The sequence below is a fragment of the Mesorhizobium sp. 2RAF21 genome, from assembly GCF_052115345.1.
Lineage (GTDB): Bacteria > Pseudomonadota > Alphaproteobacteria > Rhizobiales > Rhizobiaceae > Mesorhizobium > Mesorhizobium terrae.
The window spans coordinates 376,185-398,863 of sequence record NZ_JBFRGM010000002.1; the positions used below are offsets into that span (position 1 = coordinate 376,185).

Annotated in this window: 16 protein-coding genes and 1 pseudogene; 11 read left to right on the top strand and 6 right to left on the bottom strand. The window is 62.0% G+C overall.

The genetic code is table 11. From position 1 onward, the window contains the following. Positions 1 to 132: 132 nt before the first annotated feature. The 4 genes from AB4136_RS04565 to AB4136_RS04580 all read right to left on the bottom strand — a co-directional run bounded on the left by AB4136_RS04565 (position 133) and on the right by AB4136_RS04580 (position 4,102). On the bottom strand, positions 133 to 1,080 hold the full coding sequence (locus AB4136_RS04565) for an alpha/beta hydrolase (RefSeq protein WP_065997577.1): 948 nt from the start codon (positions 1,078 to 1,080) through the stop codon (positions 133 to 135). A gap of 52 nt (positions 1,081 to 1,132) precedes the next feature. Further along, on the bottom strand, positions 1,133 to 1,813 hold the full coding sequence (locus tag AB4136_RS04570) for an isochorismatase family protein (protein ID WP_065997760.1): 681 nt from the start codon (positions 1,811 to 1,813) through the stop codon (positions 1,133 to 1,135). Beyond that, a complete protein-coding gene (locus AB4136_RS04575) occupies positions 1,813 to 3,117 on the bottom strand; it encodes a M24 family metallopeptidase (protein WP_065997578.1) in 1,305 nt (434 codons plus the stop codon). The genes AB4136_RS04570 and AB4136_RS04575 overlap by 1 nt, the downstream gene beginning before the upstream one ends. Positions 3,118 to 3,205: 88 nt before the next feature. Then, positions 3,206 to 4,102, bottom strand: coding sequence for a GlxA family transcriptional regulator (locus AB4136_RS04580; RefSeq protein WP_245317492.1), 897 nt, complete (start codon positions 4,100 to 4,102; stop codon positions 3,206 to 3,208). A 913-nt stretch (positions 4,103 to 5,015) separates the two neighbouring features. Between AB4136_RS04580 and AB4136_RS04585 the strand changes: the two genes are divergently transcribed. The 5 genes and pseudogenes from AB4136_RS04585 (at position 5,016) to AB4136_RS04605 (ending at position 14,504) form a co-directional block, all read left to right on the top strand. After that, a complete protein-coding gene (locus AB4136_RS04585; protein ID WP_065997579.1) occupies positions 5,016 to 6,641 on the top strand; it encodes an autotransporter outer membrane beta-barrel domain-containing protein in 1,626 nt (541 codons plus the stop codon). A gap of 455 nt (positions 6,642 to 7,096) precedes the next feature. After that, entirely contained in the window at positions 7,097 to 7,801 is a 705-nt protein-coding gene (locus tag AB4136_RS04590) for a LuxR family transcriptional regulator (RefSeq protein ID WP_083237697.1), read from the top strand. 149 nt (positions 7,802 to 7,950) lie between these two features. Continuing rightward, positions 7,951 to 8,274: pseudogene (locus tag AB4136_RS04595) on the top strand (hypothetical protein); the annotation flags it as partial. A gap of 30 nt (positions 8,275 to 8,304) precedes the next feature. Beyond that, a complete protein-coding gene (locus AB4136_RS04600; protein WP_245317482.1) occupies positions 8,305 to 10,050 on the top strand; it encodes a hypothetical protein in 1,746 nt (581 codons plus the stop codon). A 266-nt stretch (positions 10,051 to 10,316) separates the two neighbouring features. Further along, on the top strand, positions 10,317 to 14,504 hold the full coding sequence (locus AB4136_RS04605; RefSeq protein WP_179654217.1) for an autotransporter domain-containing protein: 4,188 nt from the start codon (positions 10,317 to 10,319) through the stop codon (positions 14,502 to 14,504). 294 nt (positions 14,505 to 14,798) lie between these two features. Here AB4136_RS04605 and AB4136_RS04610 read toward each other — a convergent pair whose 3' ends face one another. Then, entirely contained in the window at positions 14,799 to 15,053 is a 255-nt protein-coding gene (locus AB4136_RS04610) for a LysE family transporter (protein ID WP_065997585.1), read from the bottom strand. Beyond that, complete coding sequence (locus AB4136_RS04615) at positions 14,942 to 15,259, bottom strand: hypothetical protein (protein WP_171021029.1); 318 nt, start codon at positions 15,257 to 15,259, stop codon at positions 14,942 to 14,944. The genes AB4136_RS04610 and AB4136_RS04615 overlap by 112 nt, the downstream gene beginning before the upstream one ends. A 297-nt stretch (positions 15,260 to 15,556) precedes the next feature. Here AB4136_RS04615 and AB4136_RS04620 point away from each other — a divergent pair, with 297 nt between their 5' ends. The 6 genes from AB4136_RS04620 (at position 15,557) to AB4136_RS04645 (ending at position 22,492) form a co-directional block, all read left to right on the top strand. Continuing rightward, positions 15,557 to 16,345, top strand: a complete 789-nt coding sequence (locus AB4136_RS04620) for a COG4705 family protein (RefSeq protein WP_065997586.1) — start codon at positions 15,557 to 15,559, stop codon at positions 16,343 to 16,345. A 164-nt stretch (positions 16,346 to 16,509) separates the two neighbouring features. After that, a complete protein-coding gene (locus tag AB4136_RS04625; RefSeq protein ID WP_065997587.1) occupies positions 16,510 to 17,253 on the top strand; it encodes a tyrosine-protein phosphatase in 744 nt (247 codons plus the stop codon). Between the two features lie 49 nt (positions 17,254 to 17,302). Further along, entirely contained in the window at positions 17,303 to 17,563 is a 261-nt protein-coding gene (locus AB4136_RS04630; protein WP_065997589.1) for a hypothetical protein, read from the top strand. A 336-nt stretch (positions 17,564 to 17,899) separates the two neighbouring features. Beyond that, positions 17,900 to 18,442, top strand: coding sequence for a hypothetical protein (locus AB4136_RS04635; RefSeq protein ID WP_245317483.1), 543 nt, complete (start codon positions 17,900 to 17,902; stop codon positions 18,440 to 18,442). A 1-nt stretch (position 18,443) separates the two neighbouring features. After that, positions 18,444 to 19,847: an ABC transporter ATP-binding protein gene (locus AB4136_RS04640; protein ID WP_137901759.1), complete on the top strand. Its 1,404-nt coding sequence runs from the start codon at positions 18,444 to 18,446 to the stop codon at positions 19,845 to 19,847. Then, positions 19,844 to 22,492: an ABC transporter permease gene (locus tag AB4136_RS04645; RefSeq protein WP_065997591.1), complete on the top strand. Its 2,649-nt coding sequence runs from the start codon at positions 19,844 to 19,846 to the stop codon at positions 22,490 to 22,492. Before AB4136_RS04640 ends, AB4136_RS04645 begins: the two co-directional genes overlap by 4 nt. Positions 22,493 to 22,679: the final 187 nt, after the last annotated feature.

Consider the following 22,679-nt stretch of genomic DNA (forward strand, 5'->3'; position numbering starts at 1 on the left):
TGCCGGGCGTTCTTGGTAGGAGCGAAGCATAAGTCCGGAGCCCGATCGGGAATGTTCCGATTTCCGTAAATCTTGTGCGCTGTTCCGTAGTTCATCAGATCGCACTCTCAGCCACGCGCAACCGCGAGGAGATCAGTACGGCCAGCGGCCCTCCCCCAGTGCCACAAGAGCCGCAACGATATCAGCCATCGCCTCGCCTGCGCGCAAAGTGCTTTTGCGAGCGCGCAAGAAGCTGTGCGTGAGGCGCCTTTCGTTGAGCCAGGCCGCTGTGCCGCCAGCGGCAAGAATGCGGTTCCGATAAATTTCGCCATCCAACGACAGCGGATCGCATTCGGCGGCAACGATCACTGTTGTCGGCAATCCTGTGAAGTCACTGTCCCACAGCGGTTCCAGTGTCGCGTCATCCCCTCGTGGCGTATGCGCTGTGCGCACCTGCTTGTAAAAGGCGAGGTCGGCGGTCGACAACAACGGCGCCTCGGCATGTTCGATATAGGACCCAGCCGAAGGGTCGCCGCCAAGGCTCGGATAGATCAAGACCTGGCCAACGGCCGGTCTCGCTCTGCCGCGTGTGGCGTGTGCCACCGCGGCGGCCAGATTGCCGCCCGCGCTCTCGCCGCACAGCACGATCGGAAGTTCGGTCTCCGCCACAAGCCAGTCGAAAGCAGCCACAGCATCTTCGAAAGCTGCGGGATGCAAATATTCCGGTGCCAGGCGATAATCTATGGAGATCACCGCAAAGCCGGTCTCGCCACAGAGGTCGGCGCAGATGTCATCATGACTATCCAGTCCGCCAAACACAAAACCACCGCCATGAAAATAGAGGATGGCCGCCCGCGGCGAGCGGCCATCCAGCCGATAACGGCGAAACGGGATTGCGCGATCCGCCAACGTGATCGCACCGTCCTCGGTCTCGACGCCGGCAGGGCGGCCGGTATGAAAGGCGGCCGCCATTTCGTCATAGAGGGCACGTTCCTGTTCCACGGGCATGCCAGCGTTCGCGGAGAAATGCCGTGCATTCACCGCGTCGATGTAGGCCCAGTACTCCGGATCGAGCAGCTGCGCGTATTTCCCGCGATCCATCGTCCCTCAAGATCCAGTCGGAATTTCCGGCGGTTCCGCTCCCGTCGGCATTTCAAAGCGATTGGTAGAGTTCCGCAGCATTTTCGTAGGTAAAGCGCATCGGCACCGAACCCTCGATCTGCCATGTGGCCACCACTTCGCCAGCCATCAGCCGGCAGGCAGTACCGGTATCGGTCACCGCGCCGCCATAAAGGCGGTTGGCAAGATTCAGGATCGCTGTTTGGTGCATGGCAGCGCTTCCGCTGCCGCAGGCATCCTTGACGAGAAGTACGCGAAAACCGGCGGTCACCGCGTCGCGCACCGTGGCGTCGACGCAGGCCTCGGTCCAGACCCCGGCAACGATCAGCCACTCGATGCCGCGCGCCCTGAGAAGTTCGACAGCCTCCGGTGCGCGGAAAGCGCTGGCGTGCGCCTTGACCAGCAATGTTTCGCCTTCGATTGGTGCCACTTCGGCGCAGATCGCCGTCAGCGGATCGTCCTTGCTGGAAAATGCCGATTTGCCGTTGCCATCGAGCGGATGGAATGGGCGCTCCTGCGTATCGAGATCAACGACATAGGCCCAATGAAAGAGCGGCACGCCGTTCGCCCGTGCCGCCGCCTGCAGCCGCTGCACATTGGCGAGCAAGTCGGAAAACCCCTCGACCAGATAGCGGCTGTCCTTGCGGTGTTCTTCCTGCAGGTCGATGAAAATGGCGGCCGCCGCACCACGGGGGATAGAAACAGGCGCCTTCATCATGCATGCCCTTCTAGGAATTCATCCTCATAGGGAAAGCGCGAAAGCAATTCCGTCCCCGTTTCGGTGATCAAAACCTCGTCCTCCAGCTTAACGCCCTCGCGCCCGCCCTTCTCGCCGATATAGCTTTCCACGGAAACCACCATGCCAGGCTGCATGATGCCGTCGCGACCATAGGTTTCGTAGTCCATGGAATGGGCAATGAAAGGCGTTTCGCCGTGCATGCCCACCCCGTGCATGACGGAAGTGTAGCGTTGGTCGACAAAACGGTCGGGAATTTTCCATGCCTTTTCCGCGATCTCACGGAACGCCATGCCTGGCTTCACAATCGAAATGTTGTGCTGCACCTGGTCGTAGGCCATGCCGTAAAGCATCTTCTGATAGTCGCTCGGCTTGCCTGGACCGCAGCGGAAGGTGCGGGAGAAATCCGAATAATAGCCATAACAGCCGATCGTATCGGTATCGAGCGCCACCAGTTCGCCAGGCCGCACCTTGCGACCGCTCGCTTCGTTGAACCATGGATTGGTGCGCTGGCCAGAAGTCAAAAGCCGCGTCTCGATGAACTCGCCGCCTTGCCGGATCACCTCGTGATACATGATGGCGAAGAGTTCGTTCTCGGCGACGCCTGGCTTGATTGCTTCTCGCACCGCCGCCACCGCGGACTCTGCGCCAGCCATCGAAGCGACGAGACATTTCACTTCCTGCGGCGTCTTTATCGCGCGCACGGCCAGTATCTCGCCCTGGCAATCCTTCACGTCGCAGCCGCGTTTTTGCAGCGCCAGCGCTTGCAGGTGGCTGCAGCGGTCCAGCCCAAGCTTCATCGAGCCGCCGCCATGGGTCTTCAAGAGATCAGCGATTTCGTCGGCGAAAGGCCCGGCCGTCTCGTCGTCTCGGCCGGAGACCGAAGACCACACCAGTTTCGAAGGCCTGGCCTCGTCGACTGTGTCGAGCACCATGGAGACATGGTAGCTCTGTGGATACTCGAACAGCACGATCGGCCCTTCGGTGGGGATGAAGAAGTAGCGTGTCGAATTGCGCAGGAAATAGCCGAACATGTTGCGTGAGCCGGTGGCGTAGCGCTGGTTGTAGGGATCGAACAAAACTACGGCGCCATAGCCTGTCTCGCGCATCCAACTGCGCAGCCGCTCAAGCCGTTCTTTTCTCAGCGCAACTGCGTCAATGAAGGAAGGCTCAGTGTCGGAAAGCCACATGCCGCCGGCAGGATCTGCTGTCGCCGGGTGGCGCATACGATCCCTGAAATCGACGTCTTCGGTGCTGTCGGGGTTAAAAACCACAATGCTCATGTCCGCCTCCTGAGGCTTTGGACAATGGGGCAAACCGTCCGTTTCAATTGTGCAGAATACCGCAGGGATCGCTCAACAATCCGCCACACTAACTTCGTCGTGCCGCCTTCGGCGTACGGCCATATTGTTCACGAAATGCCCGCGCGAAGCTCGACATGGAAGCGAAGCCGCAAGCCAACGAAACGTCGCGCACGGCAAGTGTCGAATGCGCCAGCAGATCGGCGGCACGCTTCAGGCGCAGCCGGCGATAGTAGCTGTTGGGTGGAATGGAAAGTTCAGCACGAAAGCTGCGCTCCAGTCGATCCGGTGAGACGCCGAGGCGCGCCGCCAGATCGGACATGGCGAGCCGTTCCTCCACTGCATCCTCCATGATGGCGATGGCCGACAGCACCAGCTCGTTCTGCACGCCTGTGCGTAGCCGGAGCGGCATCAGCTTGCGGTCGACGCTGGAGCGCAGTGGGCTGTGCACGAACCATTCCGCCACGCCGGCCGCCAGTTCCGAACCGTAGTCCTCCGTGATGATCTCCAGCATCATGTCGAGCCCGCCGACGCCGCCGGCGGAGGTGAAGCGTCGCCGGTCGATAACATAGAGGTCGCGCCGCAGCTCAATCTCCGGAAACGCTTCGGTGAAGGCGGCCTGGCTGGTCCAGTGCAGGGTGCAGGCGTACCCGTCGAGCAGGCCTGCGCGGGCCAGGAAGAAAGCAGCGTCAGCCACCGCGCCGAGATGCGTGCCACCGCGCAAGCTCTTGCGGATCCAGGCGACGGCATCGTCGGCGACCAGGTGGTCGGCATTACCGCCAGAACACACGACGATGCGGTCGGCGTTCGGATTGGCGGCGGCGGCGAAGCCCGGCTGGATGACGACGCCGTTGGAGGCTGCGACCGGGCCGCCATCCGGCCCGACGATGAGCCAGCGGTAACACTCTTTCTTCGCCAATGCGTTGGCGGCGCGCAGCGGCTCGATGATCGAGGAAAACGCCATCATTGGAAACTGCGGAAAAATCAGGACGGCGAAAGTGATGGGCGCGTTTCTTGGCGCGCCAAGGCGGCTTTCGGGTTTCGATGCCACGGCGCGCCCGCTCCCGGAGCCTATGGTGAATCTATGGTCGCTCACGATATCCCAGCCATTCATTCCCAGAAGCCGGCTTTGCGCTGTGCGGCACCAGGAATGCGACGTCTCCATTCACTCCAAACCCATCCCCTCGGTCACCGCCCGAACATTTTCGAATGTCGGTTAAGGCGATCTCGAGCAAGAATAGTCCAACGCCTTCGTTGCTAGCCATTGAGGCCAGAACACGCGCGCAGGCGATCCCCCCGCCTTGTGTTGTGCGGATTGTCCTAGTCTTCCGGCGCGAAATAGAAGCGAAGAGGCTTTTTTGTCATTTCTCCTCTTTTCCGAGGAGAGACAATTCGACCTCAAGACCGCATGTTTTTCCACAATTCTTGGGAGAGTCGGTCGGGGGCGAATGGCGATCTGTTATTTTTGCAACGGCTCTGGACGGTGCGCCGGTTGCGGCGGGACCGGAGTGCAGGCCGATGGTCGCACCTGTGCGCTCTGCGGCGGCGACGGACGCTGCCAGCACTGCACCGGCGGCGTGATGCGTGCTGGGGTGGGCGACCAATTGCATTGGGGGTATCAGCGGACTTCGGAGCAGCACCGGAGATCAGCGCGTAGAGCGGGGCGGAGCGAACGGAAGCGGTCGGCTTCCGTCGCCCGCGTGCTTGCGGCAACGCTGGGCACTGCCCTGCCGGGATTGGTCGCGGGTGGCGCGGCCCATGCGCAGAGTTTGCCAACTTACACGCCGATTAACCAACGAGTTTGCTCCGTCTTCGATCCTCAGTGTCCAGGTGGTGCCGGTGGCAATAGTGCCCAGAGCACCTCGAGCGAGGAAAAGGTCGTGTTCAACACGCCCACCACGCGGACGACCAACACGACAATTTACGCGACCGAGATCATTGGCAGGCTCAATGGCGGTACGCCGCTCTACGATCACACCTTCTCGGTGCCGTACAGCGATGCTGCCGCACAGGGCGGGGTGGTGGCTGCGCGCGCGGCGATCACCACGGCGGGCGGGCCGGGAGTCATCATCGGTGCGCCAGTTCTCACTGCATCGAGCACGACCACCGCAACCAGTTCGACAACGCTCTACAGTCTTGCCGGTACGTCGACATCGACTGCAGCCGTGGTCACCGTCGGTCCCAGCCAGTCGCCCATCCAGATCGGTACGCGCAGCACCTGCACGGGCATTTCGGGTCTGCCGGGCACGACGGCCCCGAGCTGCACCGCCGTCGCGCCAGTTGCACAATACACGGCGTCCCTGCCGGGTTTTAACATCAACTTTCGCCAATCGGGCAACCTGGCACCAAATGGGGCGCTGATCCTAAACGGCAACAACCAGATCGTCTTTCAGGATCCGACTGCGGTAAAGCTGACTGTCTCGGGCGGTGTAATTCTGACCAACTTCGACATTGTGACCACCTACACGATCGACCAAGCCACGACGACGACCAGCACCACGACGCAGTTCGAGCAATACACATTGTTTGGCGTCGTGCGCGCGATCGGCACGGCGCATCCGGCGATGCAGGTGGTGGCGCTCGACGCCAGCGACATCTTCCTGTCGCGGCTGCTCGGACCGGGCAAGGCCGCCATCGGCGCGCCGGTGATGGTGGACGGCAAGCCTTCGCGGTGGTCCGTCTTTCTGGAAGGGACAGGCTATTGGGGCCGGATCGGCGCGACGGCCTCGCTGCCCGGATCGACCTACAGCTTCGGCGGCGTGCGCGGCGGCTTGGGCTATACCGTCACACCGGACCTCTCAGTCGGCTTCGCCGCTGAAGGCGGCCGCACGACCTGGTCGATGAGTGACGCCACTTCGCGCGACAGCGCCTCTGGCGATGGATTCCGCGCCGGCGCGTTCGCGCTTTACTCACCCGGCGCCTGGCGCTTCTCGGCCGCCGCCTTCGCCGGCCGCCAGCATTTCGATACGAACAGCTCATGGGTTGGCATTTCCGACGCGACGACCGCGAGCTTCGATGCCACGACCTATGGCGCCGGCGTCACCGCCGGCTATGCCTTCAACCTCGGCGGGGTGACGCTCACGCCGCGCGCCGGTCTGTCCTGGCTTGGCTGGAATTCGCCATCTTACGCCGAGAGCGGCGGCTTGCTGCCGCTGTCGGTGGAATCGGCGACGCGCAATCAGGTCCGGCCAAGTCTCGGCCTCACGGCCGAGCACAGCTTCGCCATCGACAACGGCCAGGCGCTGAGCCTCGGCGCGAGCGTCAAGGGGTTCGCCGTGCTGGGCGACCACGACGGATCGGTCCGGGCGACGGCCGCCGGCTTCTCCTCGCCGGGCTCCTTCGGGATCGAGGCGCCAGGCCTTGGCCGCTATGGCGTCGAGCTGGGCGGCTACGGCGCGCTGGCGCTCAGCGCCACGACCGCGCTCACCGCGTCCTATAGCGGCCGCATCATGGGGCACGGCGGCATTACCCACGGCGGACAGATCGGCCTCAAGGTCGCCTTCTGACATGCGCGGACCGGTGCGCCAGTCGGCCTGCAACTCGATGTTGAGCGTGTTGGCGATCTGGCGCGGATGCGGCAAAGGTCATCGACGACGGCAAAACCAGGCAATTCGTTTACGTCATACCACTCCCTTAAGCATCGGTCGCGGGCGGCTGCGGATTGGCGCTTTCGGATTTGACGCCCAGTCGCCGCGTCATGCCTTCACGGCATCGCGCCTGAAGCTGCAAGAGCCGAGTTCAGGATGGCATGACCAATGAAGTCGTTGAGCGTTTCTTGCATCATCTTCCCCTGCCGCCGAAGTGTGGCGACCCGCGATTGGCGACGAACCGAGCTGGTTTGCCCCTTCCGGTTGAACTGCCGGTCCGGCATGATGCGGTAGGATGAGAGAACGGTATGCCCGCCAGCACATCTTCGAATTCTGACTAATTGCGCAATTCATATGAACGTACGGGGGGGGTGATGATTGGAGAATTCTCTGCCGTGCTTGAGGAGTGCACGACGATCGAGGCTGTCAGGACCCTGTTCAAGGAGCGTATTGCATCCTTCGGCTACACGGCCAGCGCCTGCGGCGCGTTTCTGCCGACCGACAAGGGACCGGAAACGCATTTCTTCTTTCAGGACTGGCCGCCGGATTGGATAGAACTCTATGCTCGGCGCAATTTCGTCGCCGCCGACTATGTCGTCGCCGAGGCCAGACGGCGCATCGCGCCCTTCACCTGGCTTGAAGCGAAGGCCGAGCGCATCTTGTCGCGCGCCGAACAGGACATTTGGGATACCGCCGCCGAATGGGGTTGGACGGATGGGTTCTCGGTGCCGATCCATGGGCCCGGCGGCTACTTCGGACTTGTCGCAATGGCGGGCAAGGAACGGCCGGTGCCATCCGCGCTGCGCCGCGAATTGCACCAGCTTTCATTTCTGACACATGAACGCTGCCGCACTTTGACCGGCGTTGCGCCGGTTGCCGACCCGCAGGCGACCCTCACACATCGCGAGCTTGAATGCGCGCGCTGGGTGGCGGCCGGCAAGACCGATGCGGCCATCGCCACGTTGCTCGGCGTATCGCAAACCACGGTACGAAGTCACATCGATCAGGCTCGCCGCAAGCTCGGGGCCAGAACACGCGCGCAGGCGATCGCCCGCCTTGTGTTTAGCGGGTTGTCCTAGTCTTTTAGAGACTTTTTTGTCATCTCTCCTCTTTTCCGAGGAGAGACAATTCGACCTCAAGACCGCATGTTTTTCCCCAATTCTTGGGAGAATCGGTCGGGGGCGAATAGCGCATGGAGAAGAACAAGTTTGTTTTCAGATGCCGAGCAATGGCGGGCATCTCAACCTTGGCATTGGTGGCATCGGGTGTGCTGGTGCCAGCACAGGCGCAAACAGCGACGACGCCCCTCAATTTGGGCACGCTCGGCGGCAGTTTTTCCGGCGCATTTGCGCTCAGTTCCGATGGCTCGGTGGTTGTCGGCGACTCCTCTCCATCGTCGTCTCCATCATCGACCCACGCCTTTCGCTGGACACAGGCCGGCGGCATGATCGACCTTGGCACATTCGGAGGCGTGGAATCATACGCGCGCGGGGTGAGCGCCGACGGATCAGTCGTCGTCGGGGACTCAAGCAACAGCGCGGGCGTTTTCCATGCATTCCGCTGGACACAGGCAGCGGGACTGGTGGACATCGGATCGTTGGGCGGCAATCAGCTCTACACCTATGGCACGAGTTCCGATGGTTCGGTCATTGTCGGTCGCGCCAACCCCACCGGCAGCAGTTTCTATCGCGCATTTCGATGGACTCAGGTCGATGGCATGACCAATCTTGGTACGCTTGGGGGAAATTCTTCTGTCGCATACGCCGTCAGTTCGAACGGCCTCGTCATCGTCGGAAACTCGGCCACGACTGGAAATACTGCCCAGCACGCATTCCGCTGGACCCAAGGCAGCGGAATGACAGACATAGGCACGCTCGGCGGCACAATTGCCACAGCATACGGAACGAATGCCGACGGCTTGGTGGCGGTAGGCAATTCAACGACGACCGGAGACGCGACCTTCCATGCCTTCCGCTGGGCGCAGGGCAGTGGCATGGCCGATCTTGGCACGCTTGGAGGAAATACTTCTGTCGCCTATGGCGTGAGCGCCAACGGTTCCATCGTCGTTGGCTATTCCGCTCTAGCTGGCAGTGGCGTGCATGCCTTTCGCTGGACGCAAGCGACCGGCATGGCCGACCTCAATACGCTCCTTGCAAATGCGGGGGTCAACATGACCGGTATCACGCTGGCGAATGCGCAAGCGATATCCGGCGACGGACAATTCATTGTCGGCAACGGGACGTTCAGCCCCTCGTTAAATTCGCACGCCTATGTAGTGCGTTATGTCGAGCAGACGACCCCGCCGGTGACGCCGCCTGTAACCCCACCGGTCAATCCACCTGTAACTCCGCCAGTCAATCCGCCTGTCACGCCTCCAGTCAGTCCGCCCGTCACGCCGCCTGTGGTGATCTCGCCGATCGCGGGCATAACCACCCGCGCCGCCGTGCAGGGCTCGATCGACGATCTCGCCCTCTCCCGCGCCCGTCTCGCCATCCACCAGCATGGCCTGGTTGCGCCTCTGCTCGGTGCCAACCTGCCGATCGGCGCGCCCTCGGAGATCGGCCTCTATGCCGCCGCCGGTTCGGCCGCTGGCGGCGCCTTCAGCCGCATCGCCTTCGGCAACGGCCTGACCCTGCTCGGTGGCATCGCCTATCAGAAAGAGAACTATCGCAACGCCAGCCTAAAGAGCGCTGTCACTGTGGCCGCTGCGGTGCGCTACGTCGCCCCGCCGATTTCCGGTTGGGTCAGCCCCTATGTCGAGGCCGGCGGCTGGATCGCTCCCGACGCCAGTCTGCGCTTTAGCCGCAGCTACGCTAACGGCGCGGGGATCGCCACCGGCGAAGGCGGCGGCAGTGGCGCGCTCGGCTATGTCTATGGCCGGCTCGGCGCCGTGGTTTTCGCCACGCCGGCCGATGAGGTCGCGATCTCCGGCGAACTCGGCCGGCAATGGCTGAAGGTGAACGCGTACGGGGAACCGCTCTCCAGCGGCAATCCGTTCGAAGCGACAGTGTTCAAGGGCACTGACAGCGCCGATGTCGTCAAGCTACGCGGTCAGGTGACGCATGCCTTCACCGCCGACGTCGACGCCACCTTATGGCTGGCCGGCGCCCATGGTTTCGGCGCCAAGTCCAGCTTGAAGGCTGGGGTGCCCGGTATCGGTGTGCTCGCCGGCGGGGCTGTCAACGCCAATTGGCTCGAATATGGCGCACGGCTTGGCTACCGCTTCACCAAGCAGGCCTCCGTCGACGTGTTCGCCAACGGCATCTCAGGCGACAAGGCCATCGGCAACAGCGTGCATGTCGGCCTCGACCTGCGCTACCGCTTCTGAAGCGAGAGGACCGCCTCATGGATCTCTCGTTTCTGCACGACAATGCAGCACGAACCAGAACCAGTCTCTCTTGTAATCTATCGGTAGTGTCGACCGTCAAGAGCGATATCAAAACTGGTTCGATCACTCGCGGGAGTACGCTGTCTGACTGGAATGAGACGTGCGCGCCTATTTTATCGCATGGTCGGTCACAGGCCCTCAAAACGGAGGCGCGACCTCAGACTACCGCACTGACAGCTTTTGGGACTGCTGTTGCGATCATCTCATTGATAGCATTCCCGAGCGCCAGCCACGCCGACGATGTCAACATAACGACAAACACCAACAACGGTATCAATCTCGATGGATACGTTGGTACGACGGTTGGAGTTTCGCCGGGCGTTGCCGTCACCAACACCACGGCCACCTTAACCTGCAGTTCATTTGCTTCGCTTTGCGCCACCACTCACGCCTGGACCTTGACCAATCAAGGCACGATCGGACCCGGCAATTCCGGAGATGGAGTCAAATTCAAGGCTGGTGGTAGCGTCATCAACATGGGCGCCATCGACGGCGGCAACCTCGGCAATGGCATCTGGGTCGAGGGAGCGCCGGGCACCGTGGACAACCGGGCTGGCGCGACGATCCACGGTACAAACGGCGGTGTCGTGTTCAAGATCGGCGGCCCTGCCGGCACGGTAACCAATGCTGGGACGATCACGGCCGAGAGCCTTGGCGCGGCCGTGAGCTTGGGCGGCGGTGGTATCTTCACCAATCTTGCCGGAGGTGTTGTCCAAAGCCACGGCGGTTCCAACGCCGTCTCGATCATCCTCGGGACCAGCCGTACGGTGATCAACAGCGGCCTGATCAAAAGCAACGACAGCGGCTTTGCCACCGGCGTCGCGATTCAGAACGGCGTGCTCACCAACAATGCCGGCGGACAGATCCTCGGTGCCTATAATGGCGTCTGGGCCAACGGCTCGAGCGCCACCTCGATCACCAATGCCGGCCTGATTGAAGCTTCGAAAGCTCAGGGCGGCGGTTCGGCGATCGAGGTCGATGGCGGCGGAACCGTCGTCAACTCAGGCACCATCAGGTCCCTGACGAGCAATGGCGCCACGACGGATGCTGGCATAAGCTTCACCGGCGCGGGAACGATCACCAACAGCGGCACGATCGCGAGTGCCACCGGCGGCCTCGCGATCCGGTTCAAGGGCAGCGCCACGCACAACTTGACCTTGGACACGGGCTCGATCCTCGGGGGCAATGTCCAGGGCGGCACCGGTACGGACAGTCTCACCTTGCAAGGCACCAGCACTGAATCGGTCGCCAAGTTCCTCAGCTTCGAGAACCTGTCCATGCAAGGCTCCGACTGGACATTGACAGGAAACGGTACCTTCGCGACTGCGACGACCGTGCAAGCCGGCATCTTGCGCGTCAACGGCCAGCTGACCAGTCCGTCGGTTGCGGTCGCCTCGGGCGGGACGCTTACGGGCGCGGGTACCATCGTCGGTGCGGTGACGGTCGCTGACGGTGGAACGCTGTCGGGGCGCAATGGGCAGACGCTGACCATGAGTTCGCTTGCGCTGGACCGTGGCTCAATCGTGGCTGCGGCGCTGGGCGCGCCGGGGACGACAGGGTTGTTTAACATCACCGGCAACTTGACGCTCGCCGGCACACTCAACGTTACCAATGCGGGCGGCTATAGCTCCGGCGTCTATCGCCTGTTCGACTATGGCGGCACGCTGACCGACTACGGCCTTGCGGTCGGCTTCATTCCTGGCGGTACGAGGGGCATGGTGCAGACGGCCGTCGCCAACCAGGTCAATCTGGTGGTCAACCCAGGTGCGGTTCAGTTTTGGAACGGTACAACCACCGCGCCGACCGGCGCGATCGTCGGTGGCCCAGGCACATGGACGGCAGGGCCCCTGACTAACTGGACCGACGCCAACGGCTCTTACTCGGATCGCTGGGGCGGGCAGTTCGCTGTGTTTCAGGGAGCGCGTGGGGGCACGAACGGCCCGGTGCAAGTCGATGCCGGCGCTGGTGCTGTATCCGCGACGGGCATGCAGTTCATCGGTACGGGCTGGAGCGTGAGGGGCGACCCGATCACGTTGGCGGGCACGGGTGGTGCGACCGTGATCCGGGTGGGCGACGGATCGCCAGCGAGCGCAAGCGACGTGGCCAATATCGGCTCCGTGCTTACGGGCAGCAGCCGTTTGGTCAAGGACGATCTCGGCACGCTGATCCTGCAGGGCGCCAACGCCTATACCGGCGGCACCGTCATCAACGCCGGCACGCTGCAACTCGGCAGTGGCACCAGCGGCTCGATCGCTGGCAATGTCGCGAACAACGGCACGCTGGCATTCAACCGCTCGGATGCCGTCACCTTTGGTGGCGCCATCTCCGGAAACGGCTCCGTGCAGCAGAATGGTTCCGGCACCACCACGCTGACCGCCACCAACACCTATGCCGGCGGCACCGCCATCAACGCCGGCACGCTGCAACTCGGCAGTGGTGGCACCAGCGGCTCGATCGCTGGCAATGTCGCGAACAACGGCACGCTGGCATTCAACCGCTCGGATGCCGTCACCTTTGGTGGCGCCATCTCCGGAAGCGGCTCCGTGCAGGAGAATGGTTCCGGCACCACCACGCTGACTGCCACCAACACCTATGCCGGCGGCACCGTCATCAACGCCGGCACGCTGCAACTCGGCAGTGGTGGCACCAGCGGCTCGATCGCTGGCAATGTCGCGAACAACGGCACGCTGGCATTTAACCGCTCGGATGCCGTCACCTTTGGTGGCACCATCTCCGGAAACGGCTCCGTGCAGCAGAATGGTTCCGGCACCGCCATACTGACGGCCACCAACACCTATATCGGCGACACCGTCATCAACGCCGGCAGTTTGATCGTGAACGGCTCGATCGCGAATTCGAGCATGACGATCGTAAACGCTGGAGCGACGCTTGGCGGCGCCGGTACGGTCGGCGAAACAATGGTGAACGGCGGCGGCACGATCGCGCCAGGAAATTCGATCGGTACGCTCAACATCAGCGGCAACATCGCGTTCGCGAGGGGCTCGATCTATCAGGTCGAAGCCAACGCAGCGAGCCAGGCCGACAAGGTGGTCGCCACGGGAACGGCGACGATCAATGGCGGCACCGTCCAGGTGCTCGCGGGAGCCGGCAACTATGCGCCGGCTACGACATATACCATCCTGACCGCCAATGGCGGCCGGTCCGGTTCGTTCAGCAGCGTGACCTCGAACTTCGCCTTCCTCAATCCGTCGCTCACCTATGATCCTAACAACGTCTATCTGACGCTGACGCGCAACAGCATTGACTTCGCTGCAATCGGAGGCACGCGCAACCAGCGCGCGGCAGGCGGCGGGGTCGAGACGCTCGGCTGGGGCCATCCAATCTATAACGCGGTGCTGCAGCTTGACGCGTCGCCCGCGCGCGCTGCCTTCGATGCGGTGTCGGGTGAGATCCATGCTTCGGCCAAGACGGCGCTGATCGAGGATAGCCGCTTCGTGCGCAATGCCGCTATCGACCGGATACGCACCGCCTTCGACGCAGTAGGCGCAGTATCGACGCCGGTGATGGCCTATGCCGACGACAAATCCGTCCCGGCGCTCGCAACCGCTGATCGCCTTGCGGTCTGGGGCCAAGGCTTCGGCTCCTGGGGGCAGACTGACAGCGACGGCAACGCCGCCCGGGTATCACGCTCCACCGGGGGCTTCCTGATCGGTGGTGATGCTCTCGTCTTTGACAACTGGCGGCTCGGTCTTCTCGGCGGCTACAGCCGCACCGATTTCGACGTCAACGATCGCCGCTCGTCTGGCGTCAGCGACGATTATCATCTCGGCCTCTATGGCGGCACGCAGTGGGGGGCTCTCGCCTTCCGGACCGGTCTGGCCCATACGTGGCACGACATCTCGATCAATCGTAATGTCGCTTTCCCTGGTTTTGCAGACAGCGTGAGGAGCGACTACAAAGCCGGAACAACGCAGGTCTTCGGTGAACTCGGCTACGGGATCAAGGCCGGCCGGTTTGGCTTCGAGCCCTTCGCCAACCTTGCCTATGTCAACCTCCATACCGATGGCTTCCGGGAGAAGGGCGGCGCAGCGACGCTGTCGAGCGCTGGCACGACGACCGACACCACCTTCTCGACACTGGGTCTGCGGGCCTCGACCGATTTTGAGCTTGGCGGCATGATCGCAACGGCGAAAGGCACGCTCGGCTGGCGTCACGCCTTTGGCGACACCACGCCACTTGCGGCATTCGAATTCGCCGGTGGCAATGCCTTCACCATCGCCGGCGCGCCAATCGCCAGGGATGCAGCCGTGGTTGAGGCCGGGCTCGATCTTGCCATCGGCCCGGCCGCGGCTCTTGGCGTCTTCTACAGTGGTCAGTTCGCTTCTCGCGCCTCCGACCAGAGCATTCACGCTAACTTCAGTGTCAAGTTTTGATGGGGTTTTGAGCAGCACTAGATGGTGGGTGGATGCGCTCGACGAGCTACGCTCCGACCAACTGGCCAGCACATCGTGTTGGTGCAGGACGCGTCCGAAGGCCGGAAGCCCGCAGAAACGCACGCCTGAGGCACCGAGGAAGCCGAGTGCGGACCAGAGACGCAGGCTGTTGTCGTAGCTTGAGGAAAACACCCCGACGAGCAGCATGATCTTGATATAGACCAGTGGGTTCAGCCGGGTTGCGACCAGCATCGATACGACGGCCTGTCCGCGGGTTTCGCCACCATTTCGTGCTCATTTCGGCCGGCTCGCACTACCGGCGGACCTCAGTGCCTTGACCGCGCACCATAGGACGAAGGCGATACCTGCCGCCTGCATGACAGTCCGGATCGAAGGCATTATCTGCAAGAAAGCACCGACACCGGAGACACCGGCGATCACGATGAGGATCTCGGAAAGGTATCCGTCGCCGCCACCACGGCAGGATTCTTGTCCAATGCCGAGAGCGGCAATCGAGGAGGTGCAAAGAGAAGCTTTCTGGGTCGCCATAGGGGAACCTCGCCGCGTCGAGCTTCAATCCGTCGCGGGTCCGCGACGGATCTGCTTTCGGAAATCGCGCGGCAGCCTCCCTCAGACTTGACGTTGAAGTTTGCCTTGACGGAACGGTCGGAGACACCGGATTCGAACCGACCACCATAGGTGACGCCGAGCGTGGCGGCGGACGTCAGCGCGAAGTCGAGGCCAGCCTCGATCACGGCTGCATCCCTGGCGATTGGCGCGCCGCCGACGGTGAAGGCACGCTGCCGGTGGAGCCAGCAGAATAGCCGACCCATGTCGACGACCTGGTCTCGATCGAACCGCCAGGAGACTGACTGCGCTTTTTTGGCGGGACACGGCGGTAAGCGCCATCGGCCTACGCGATGGTAACATAGCCAGAAAGGGAAAGCTCATTCCTTCCTAATTGTCGCGCGTTACCGCTTGCTTGATCCGTTCGACCGCCAGCGCAAGCACTCCGGTGCGGAGAATACCGGAGCCGACACCAGAGGAAAGACATGCCCAACAACCACGACACTAAGGAAGCGACACTCCTCAATAAGGTCCCCGAGGTCACGATCTATTTCTGGATCATCAAGATCCTTGCAACGACCGTCGGCGAAACAGCGGCCGACCTTCTGGCTGTTCGACTTGACTGGGGTCTCACGATGACGTCCTGGATCATGAGCGGGGCATTCATCATCGCGCTGATCGCCCAGTTGCGAGCGAAGCGTTATATTCCAGTACCGTATTGGCTCACCGTTGTGCTCATCAGCGTTGTTGGCACTTTGATTTCGGACAACCTCGTCGATGGCATGGGGGTCAGTCTGGTGACGACCACGGTTGCATTTGCTGCTGCTCTCATTGCAGCATTCGCGCTTTGGTATCGCAGCGAGCGAACGCTTTCCATTCACACGATCATCACCCGCCGGCGGGAACTTTATTACTGGGCTGCGATCCTCTTCACCTTCGCGCTCGGCACCTCCGCAGGGGATCTCATGGCCGAGAAGTTCGACCTTGGCTATGGCCTGTCGGCGATCGTGTTCGCTGCGATGATCGCGGTCACTTACGCCACCTATCTGTTTGCCAACATCAGCCCGATTCTGGCGTTCTGGATCGCCTATATCCTGACCCGCCCGGTTGGCGCTTCGATCGGCGATTTCCTTGCCAAACCGGTCATCGCGGGTGGCTTGGGCTGGGGAACGATCAACACGAGTCTTCTCTTTCTCGGCGGCATCTTCGCGCTCGTTGCCTTCCTGACGGTTAGCAAAGTTGACCGCATCGAGAGCGCCCCGAGCGAGGCCTGACCCCTTAATCAGGGCCTGGAGACCGGAGCCGCTCCGATCCTATCTCTCGTCCGAGATGGCATTCGTTGGATCGACAAAGAGGAGAAGTCCATGGCGAGTGGCTGCGGCACCATGGGAGCGGCGAGAGCATGAGGCCGCTCCTTACATGGCCTCTTTGGCGGAAAATGCTCACGGTCTTTCTTGCCACTATCGGGATGATCGCTGCAGGAGCGGGCAGTTGGGCCGGCTATCTCCGCGTCACTGGTAACATTCACGAGGTCGAAGCCGGCAAGGTTTACAGATCCGGCCAATTATCGCCGTCGCAACTTGCTTCCCTTCTAAGGGAAAAGCGTATCCGGACCGTCCTCAATCTTCGCGGCGAGAAGCCAGGCCACTCCTGGTACGACGAAGAAATCCAAGTGACGCGGAAGGCGGGCGCTCGACACATCAGTCTGCCAATGTCTGCCAACGTCGAACCGAACGAGGCTCTACTGACCTCGCTCATCGAAGCGCTCGCCTCGTCCGAACAACCGATACTGATCCACTGCGAGGGGGGAGCTGATCGATCGGGCCTTGCATCCGCGCTCTATGCGTTTCTAAAGGGCGGAAAATCCGCCGACGAGGCCAACGGGCACCTTTCGTTCCGCTATGGGCATTTTCCGTGGCTGACCAGTCGAACCGAAGCAATGGATCGGACATTCTGGCGTGTTGTGAGTGACTGGGGCCGTAGACCAGCCGCGGCTCTGAAAACGCCGTTGAGTTCAGGGCCAAAAAGCAACAACGAGGGCGACGCCCTCTCGTCGTTCGGCGGCATCATCGCGCTCGTTCTCTTCCCGCCAGCCAACAAAGTCAACCGGATCGAGAACGCCTCGCCCCCGGGTCTAATCACGCCAATCGGGGCTGGGAGACCGGCGCCACTCCAGCCCTGAAGCTCATACGAGCATCACACTCCATTGGCCCAGAAACAGGAGAAACTCCATGACTTATCCGATGTTCAAGGCTTTGCTGCTGACCGCCGCGATCGGAATTGCCGCTACCACTGCGGCGCGGGCTGACTGCGAAGCCGACCTCATTCAACTCGAAAAGGCGTTTGCGACGCCGAACCTGACAGCGCCCGCCAAGACCGCTCTGGAAGAAGCGAAGGTCAAAGCCCTGGCCGCACTCAAGAAGGACGACGATAAAACCTGCAACACCGCAATCACCGATGGTCTGAGCAAGGCAGGCATCAAGACGAAATAAACCTGAACGCCTCGAAGGCAGTTCGTGGACCGAGATCGCGCGGCGCAGGACTTTTCCATCCTTAGCGCAAGCGGTCTCGGTTTGGCTAGCGATGGCCTACGCAGTCAAGCAACCGATCCCCAATCCGTCTGCGCGACCTTGCTACGGACCTGACCGAAAGGGTCTACAGCTTTCCTTTTTGACGTCCTCAGGCAAACGCAAGAGCCGAGAGGCGACCTCATTCCGTACTCATTTTCGCGGGTTAGCGCTTCTGCATCGCACAAATCGTTCCGCGACGAACGGGAGATAACCATGACATCTCTACCACTGACCAGGCGGAGCCTGCACGCGATTGGGTTGGCGCTGATCATCGCACCGGTTCTGGGAATGGCCCTTCCGGCCGCGGCGCAGGAAAAAGCTGTGGCGCCGGAAATCAATCCACCTGGCGACATCCCGGACAATCAACAATTCATTACTTTCGAGGCAGCGCAGGGCGTCGCCATGAAGGTGCCGGAGGGCTGGGCCCGCACCGACACGAAAGACGGTGCGACCTTCGCGGACAAATACGGCCGCATCGAACTCAGCATCCAACAATCGGCCTCGGCGATCACGGTTGACACTCTACGTGCGCAGCAGGTTGCCGATCTGGAAAGAAACGGCCGGGCGGTCAAGGTTCTCAAGATCGAGCAGGTGAAGCTGCCTGCGGGCCCAGCGGTCAAAGTGGTCTTCACATCGAATTCGAACCCGAACCCGGTGACGAACAAGCAGATTCGCCTTGAGAGCGAGCGCTTCTACATGCAGCGCAACGGCAAGCTCGCCGAACTTACCTTTTCGGCGCCGGCGGGCGCCGACAATGTCGATCAGTGGGTTTTGATGAGCAAATCGTTCCGGTGGAAGTGACATGACGCTGCTCGTAGCGGATGATCTCTACCGCTTCTTTCATGTGGATGGAGCTGAAGTTCGGGCTCTGCGCGGCGCTAGCCTTCTCGTCGGCCGCGGCGAGACAGTTGCTCTGGTTGGCGCATCCGGAAGCGGTAAGTCGACTCTGATGGCCTGCATCGCCGGTCTCGACGATCCCGACGGCGGTCTGGTCACGATCGACGGCGTGCGGATGACGCGCCGCCCCGAAGACGAACGGGCCGCGCTGCGGGCGCACTCAATCGGCTATCTGGCTCAGTCGCGCAACCTGTTCAGTCATCTGAGCGTCTCCGAGAATATCCGCCTGCAACTGAAACTCGGAGGCGCCAGTCATGTTGAAGAGCGGATCGACGAACTTCTGGCTCTTGTAGGTTTGTCAAATCACCGCGATGCGCCGCCACAAACGCTGTCGGGCGGCGAGGCCGCGCGCGCCGGGCTTGCCGTCGCTCTCGCCAACGATCCGATTCTGTTGCTGGCGGACGAGCCGACGGCGGAAGTCGATGAGGAAACGGAACGCATGATTCTCGATGCGCTCGAACAGCGCCGTCGCGATGGCGCCGCCGCCTTGATCGCCACACACAGCCGAACGATCGCAGCCCGCGCGAGCCGGATCGTCGGAATTGTGGATGGGCGAATTGTCGCGAAGGAGCCATCCGTGAGTACGAAGGGGTCTCGTCAGACCGAGCCGACGAGCGAGAAACAACGCGACGGCCGGATCATACTTTCAGCGCACGACCTCTCGCGCAAGTTCACGTCGGGGAGACGAAGCGTTGCGGCGGTCACCTCCATCGATTTCAACATTCGAGGGGGGCAACGCATAGCGCTGGTGGGGCGATCTGGCAGCGGCAAGTCAACATTGCTGAGCCTCATGGCAGGTCTAATCGACCCGGACCGTTCCGGATCGATCGAATGGTCCGGATTCGACGAAACGCGCCCTTTGCAGCCACATCAGATCGGCATGGTCTTTCAATCTCCGTCGCTCCTGCCGACGTTGAACGTAATCGAGAATGTTCGCCTCCCGATCGAGTTGATCGGTGGCGATGCGTCTGATTGTTTCGATCCGATGCAGGCCTTGCGGTGTCTGTCGATCGCCGAACTCGCCGAAAAGCTGCCAGACCAGCTTTCGGGCGGGCAGATGCAACGAGTCGCCATCGCCCGTGCGCTTGTCACACGCCCCAAATTGCTGTTGGCCGACGAACCGACCGGCCAGCTTGATCAGGCGACCGCGCATGACGTGGTTGTCGCTTTGCTGACTGCGGTCGCCTCAACCGGAGCGGCACTCGTTGTAGCGACGCATGATTGGATCGTCGCCGAGAAGATGGACGAACAGTGGGCGATTGATCGCGGCCGCCTCGTGGCGCGCGCCAACGACCGAGGTGCGATATGATGGCGCTTTGGCTGAAGGGCATTGTCGCCACGCGCTGGCGCCATTTGATGGCTGTCGGGGCTGGAATCATGTGCGCCACCGCGCTCATTGGCCTGATCGGCGTGTTTGGCCTGTCCAGTGCAGGGACGATGACCCGGCGCGCAATCTCCGCCGTTCCCGTCGACTGGCAGGTCGCCCTCGCGCCGGGAGCCACCCCTATGGAATTGACGAAGAAGCTACGCGATAGCGCGCCAGTCCGCGCGGTGGCCACGGTTGGCTATGCCGACGCCACGGCGTTGAGCCTCAACACCGGCGACACGACACAAACCACGGGATCAGGCCAGATTGTCGGTTTGTCGCCAGACTATCAGTCGCTGTTCCCCGGGCAGATTCGCCTCTTGCTGGGCGGGACCAGCGGCGCGCTACTCGCTCAGCAGACAGCGGCCAATTTGCATGCGACTGTGGGTAGTGTCGTCACTGTCACGCCGGTCGGTGCCGCTCCGTTCGACGTTACCGTAGCCGGCATCGTCGATCTTCCGAACGCCGATGCGTTGTTTCAGATCATCGGCCCGCAGCGGGGAGCGTCTCCGGTCGCTCCTCCAGACAATGTCCTCATCCTCTCCGAAGCCGACTGGCGGACGCATTTCGGCGAGGCAACCCATCGGCCGGCCGGCGGCGCCCGGTTTCAGCTTCACGTCGGCCTTGACCACAACCCGCTGCCCTCCGCGCCCGAAGTCGCGTTTTCGACGACGACCGGCATGGCGAAGAATTTTGAAGTGCGCGCGGCCGGCGAAGCCATTGTCGGCGACAACATTTCCGCGCGTTTGGATGCCGTGCGGCAGGATGCGTTGTTCGCGCGCATTCTGCTCCTGTTCCTTGGGTTGCCGGGAGCGATATTGGGGATCCTTCTGGCGATCTCGGTGGTGCGCTCCGACGCAGCCCGTCGCCGTCAGGAATTTGCACTGTTGTCATTGCGGGGCGCGAGCGCAACGCAGATCATGTCGCTGGTGATGGCAGAGGCACTGACCTTGTCGCTGTTGGCGGTGTCCTTCGGCGTCGCAGCATCCACCGTGCTGGCGCGATCCGCATTGCATGCCGATGTCACGTCATATGATGCGATGGTTTGGCTCGCCGCGACTGCACTTGGGGGCGTCATCGTATCCTGTCTTGCCGTCATCGTTCCTGTGAGGGCTGATTTTCGACAGTCGACCGTTTCGGCGCGACGGATGTGGCTCTCTCGTGAAAGAGTGGCCGGGTGGGAGCGTGGCAAAGTCGACATTGTCTTCCTGGTGCTAGCGGCGCTGACCCATTGGCGCTCGGCCTCCACGGGGTATCAGCTCGTCTTGGCGCCGGAAGGCGTCGCCTCTACGGCCGTTGACTATACCGCCTTTCTTGCGCCGCTTCTTTTCTGGCTCGGCGCGGGCCTTCTGACGATACGGCTCGGTCGCCTACTGTTGCGATCTTCAGGCTCTTTGCTGCCGCCAATGCTGTCTCCGCTGTCCGGTCGCCTGGCGACGTTGGTTGGTTCAGCCCTCATCAGGCAGCGGAGCCGGCTTGCCTCCGGTATGGCGCTGGTTGCGGTAGCCGCTTCATTTGCCGTGGCGACGACGGTCTTCAATTCGACCTATCATATGCAGCAACTTGTAGACGCGAGGTTGACGACGGGCGCCGATGTGGCTGTGACCGGATCGGCAACGATGCCCGCGGGGACGGCGTTGAACCGCATAGCGGTCGTTGAGGGCGTCCTTGCGGCGGAGCCGATGCAGCATCGTTTTGCCTACGTTGGAAAGGATCTCCAGGATCTGTTCGGCATCGATCCCGTCAGAATCACAAACGCGACCGATATCGTCGACGGATACTTCACCAATATCGGCGCGCGCGAGGCGCTGGCGCGGCTAGCGCGCCAGCCCGACGGCATCCTCGTGTCACAGGAGACGGTCAACGATTTTCAACTCGCTATCGGGGATTTGCTCAATCTGCGTATGCGTGCGGCGGACGGCTCGGAAAAAACGGTCGCGTTTCATCTCGTGGGCGTCGTCAAGGAATTTCCGACTGCGCCGCGTGACAGCTTTCTGGTCGCCAACGCCAGCTACGTCGCAGCACAAACGGGTGCAGGCCAAGCGGAAACCGTCTTGATCAGAGCCGGCGGCTCCATGGCCGCCCTGGCTCAGCGCGTTCGGGACGCGCTGGGGCCGTCCTCGCAGCTCAAGGTCACGGACGTCTCTCAGGCTGCTCATCTCATTGGGTCGAGTCTGACTGCTGTGGATTTGGCTGCTATCGGATCGGTGGAGCGTGGCTTCGCTGTGCTGTTCGTGGCGATGGCGACCGGGCTCATTCTCTGGCTCGGACAGTCCGAACGGGCGAGGTCGAACGCGATCTTGCTTTCCCTCGGCGCGTCCCGCCGAGAGGTTCGCTCCTTTATCTGGAGCGAAGCGCTGATCGTCGCCGGTATCGGCCTTCTGGCGGGCACGCTCATCGGCCTCATCGATGCCTGGATGCTCGTGAGACTGCTGAGCGGGGTCTTCGATCCACCGCCCGATTATCTGAACCTCCCGTGGATGTCCCTGAGTTTCATACTCATAGGCGCGATCGCCGCGATCATACTTTCTGTCTTGGCTCAAAGCGCCTGGACAAGAGACGAGACAGCCCAGGAATTACGAGGGTAAGCGAACATCGCTGGGAAAACCGCGCATAAAACAGAAATGCGACATTTGCGCTATTTCGGGCACTATGGAGGCGCTTTCCTTACCCAAGCTGGGAAGGAGTTCATGCGGCATGTGCGGGAGGTGTTTCGGCAAATCGGCCATCGTGCGAAGGATGTGGCCGCGATCCGTCGCTCTGAAGACGGTCCGT

Bases quoted from the DNA above. Each gene is read 5' to 3' on its own strand.
- AB4136_RS04565 (WP_065997577.1), bottom strand. From the start codon at position 1,080: ATGGATCGCGGGAAATACGCGCAGCTGCTCGATCCGGAGTACTGGGCC.
- AB4136_RS04570 (WP_065997760.1), bottom strand. From the start codon at position 1,813: ATGAAGGCGCCTGTTTCTATCCCCCGTGGTGCGGCGGCCGCCATTTTC.
- AB4136_RS04575 (WP_065997578.1), bottom strand. From the start codon at position 3,117: ATGAGCATTGTGGTTTTTAACCCCGACAGCACCGAAGACGTCGATTTC.
- AB4136_RS04580 (WP_245317492.1), bottom strand. From the start codon at position 4,102: ATGATGGCGTTTTCCTCGATCATCGAGCCGCTGCGCGCCGCCAACGCA.
- AB4136_RS04590 (WP_083237697.1), top strand. From the start codon at position 7,097: ATGATTGGAGAATTCTCTGCCGTGCTTGAGGAGTGCACGACGATCGAG.
- AB4136_RS04610 (WP_065997585.1), bottom strand. From the start codon at position 15,053: ATGGCGACCCAGAAAGCTTCTCTTTGCACCTCCTCGATTGCCGCTCTC.
- AB4136_RS04620 (WP_065997586.1), top strand. From the start codon at position 15,557: ATGCCCAACAACCACGACACTAAGGAAGCGACACTCCTCAATAAGGTC.
- AB4136_RS04625 (WP_065997587.1), top strand. From the start codon at position 16,510: ATGCTCACGGTCTTTCTTGCCACTATCGGGATGATCGCTGCAGGAGCG.
- AB4136_RS04630 (WP_065997589.1), top strand. From the start codon at position 17,303: ATGACTTATCCGATGTTCAAGGCTTTGCTGCTGACCGCCGCGATCGGA.
- AB4136_RS04640 (WP_137901759.1), top strand. From the start codon at position 18,444: ATGACGCTGCTCGTAGCGGATGATCTCTACCGCTTCTTTCATGTGGAT.
- AB4136_RS04645 (WP_065997591.1), top strand. From the start codon at position 19,844: ATGATGGCGCTTTGGCTGAAGGGCATTGTCGCCACGCGCTGGCGCCAT.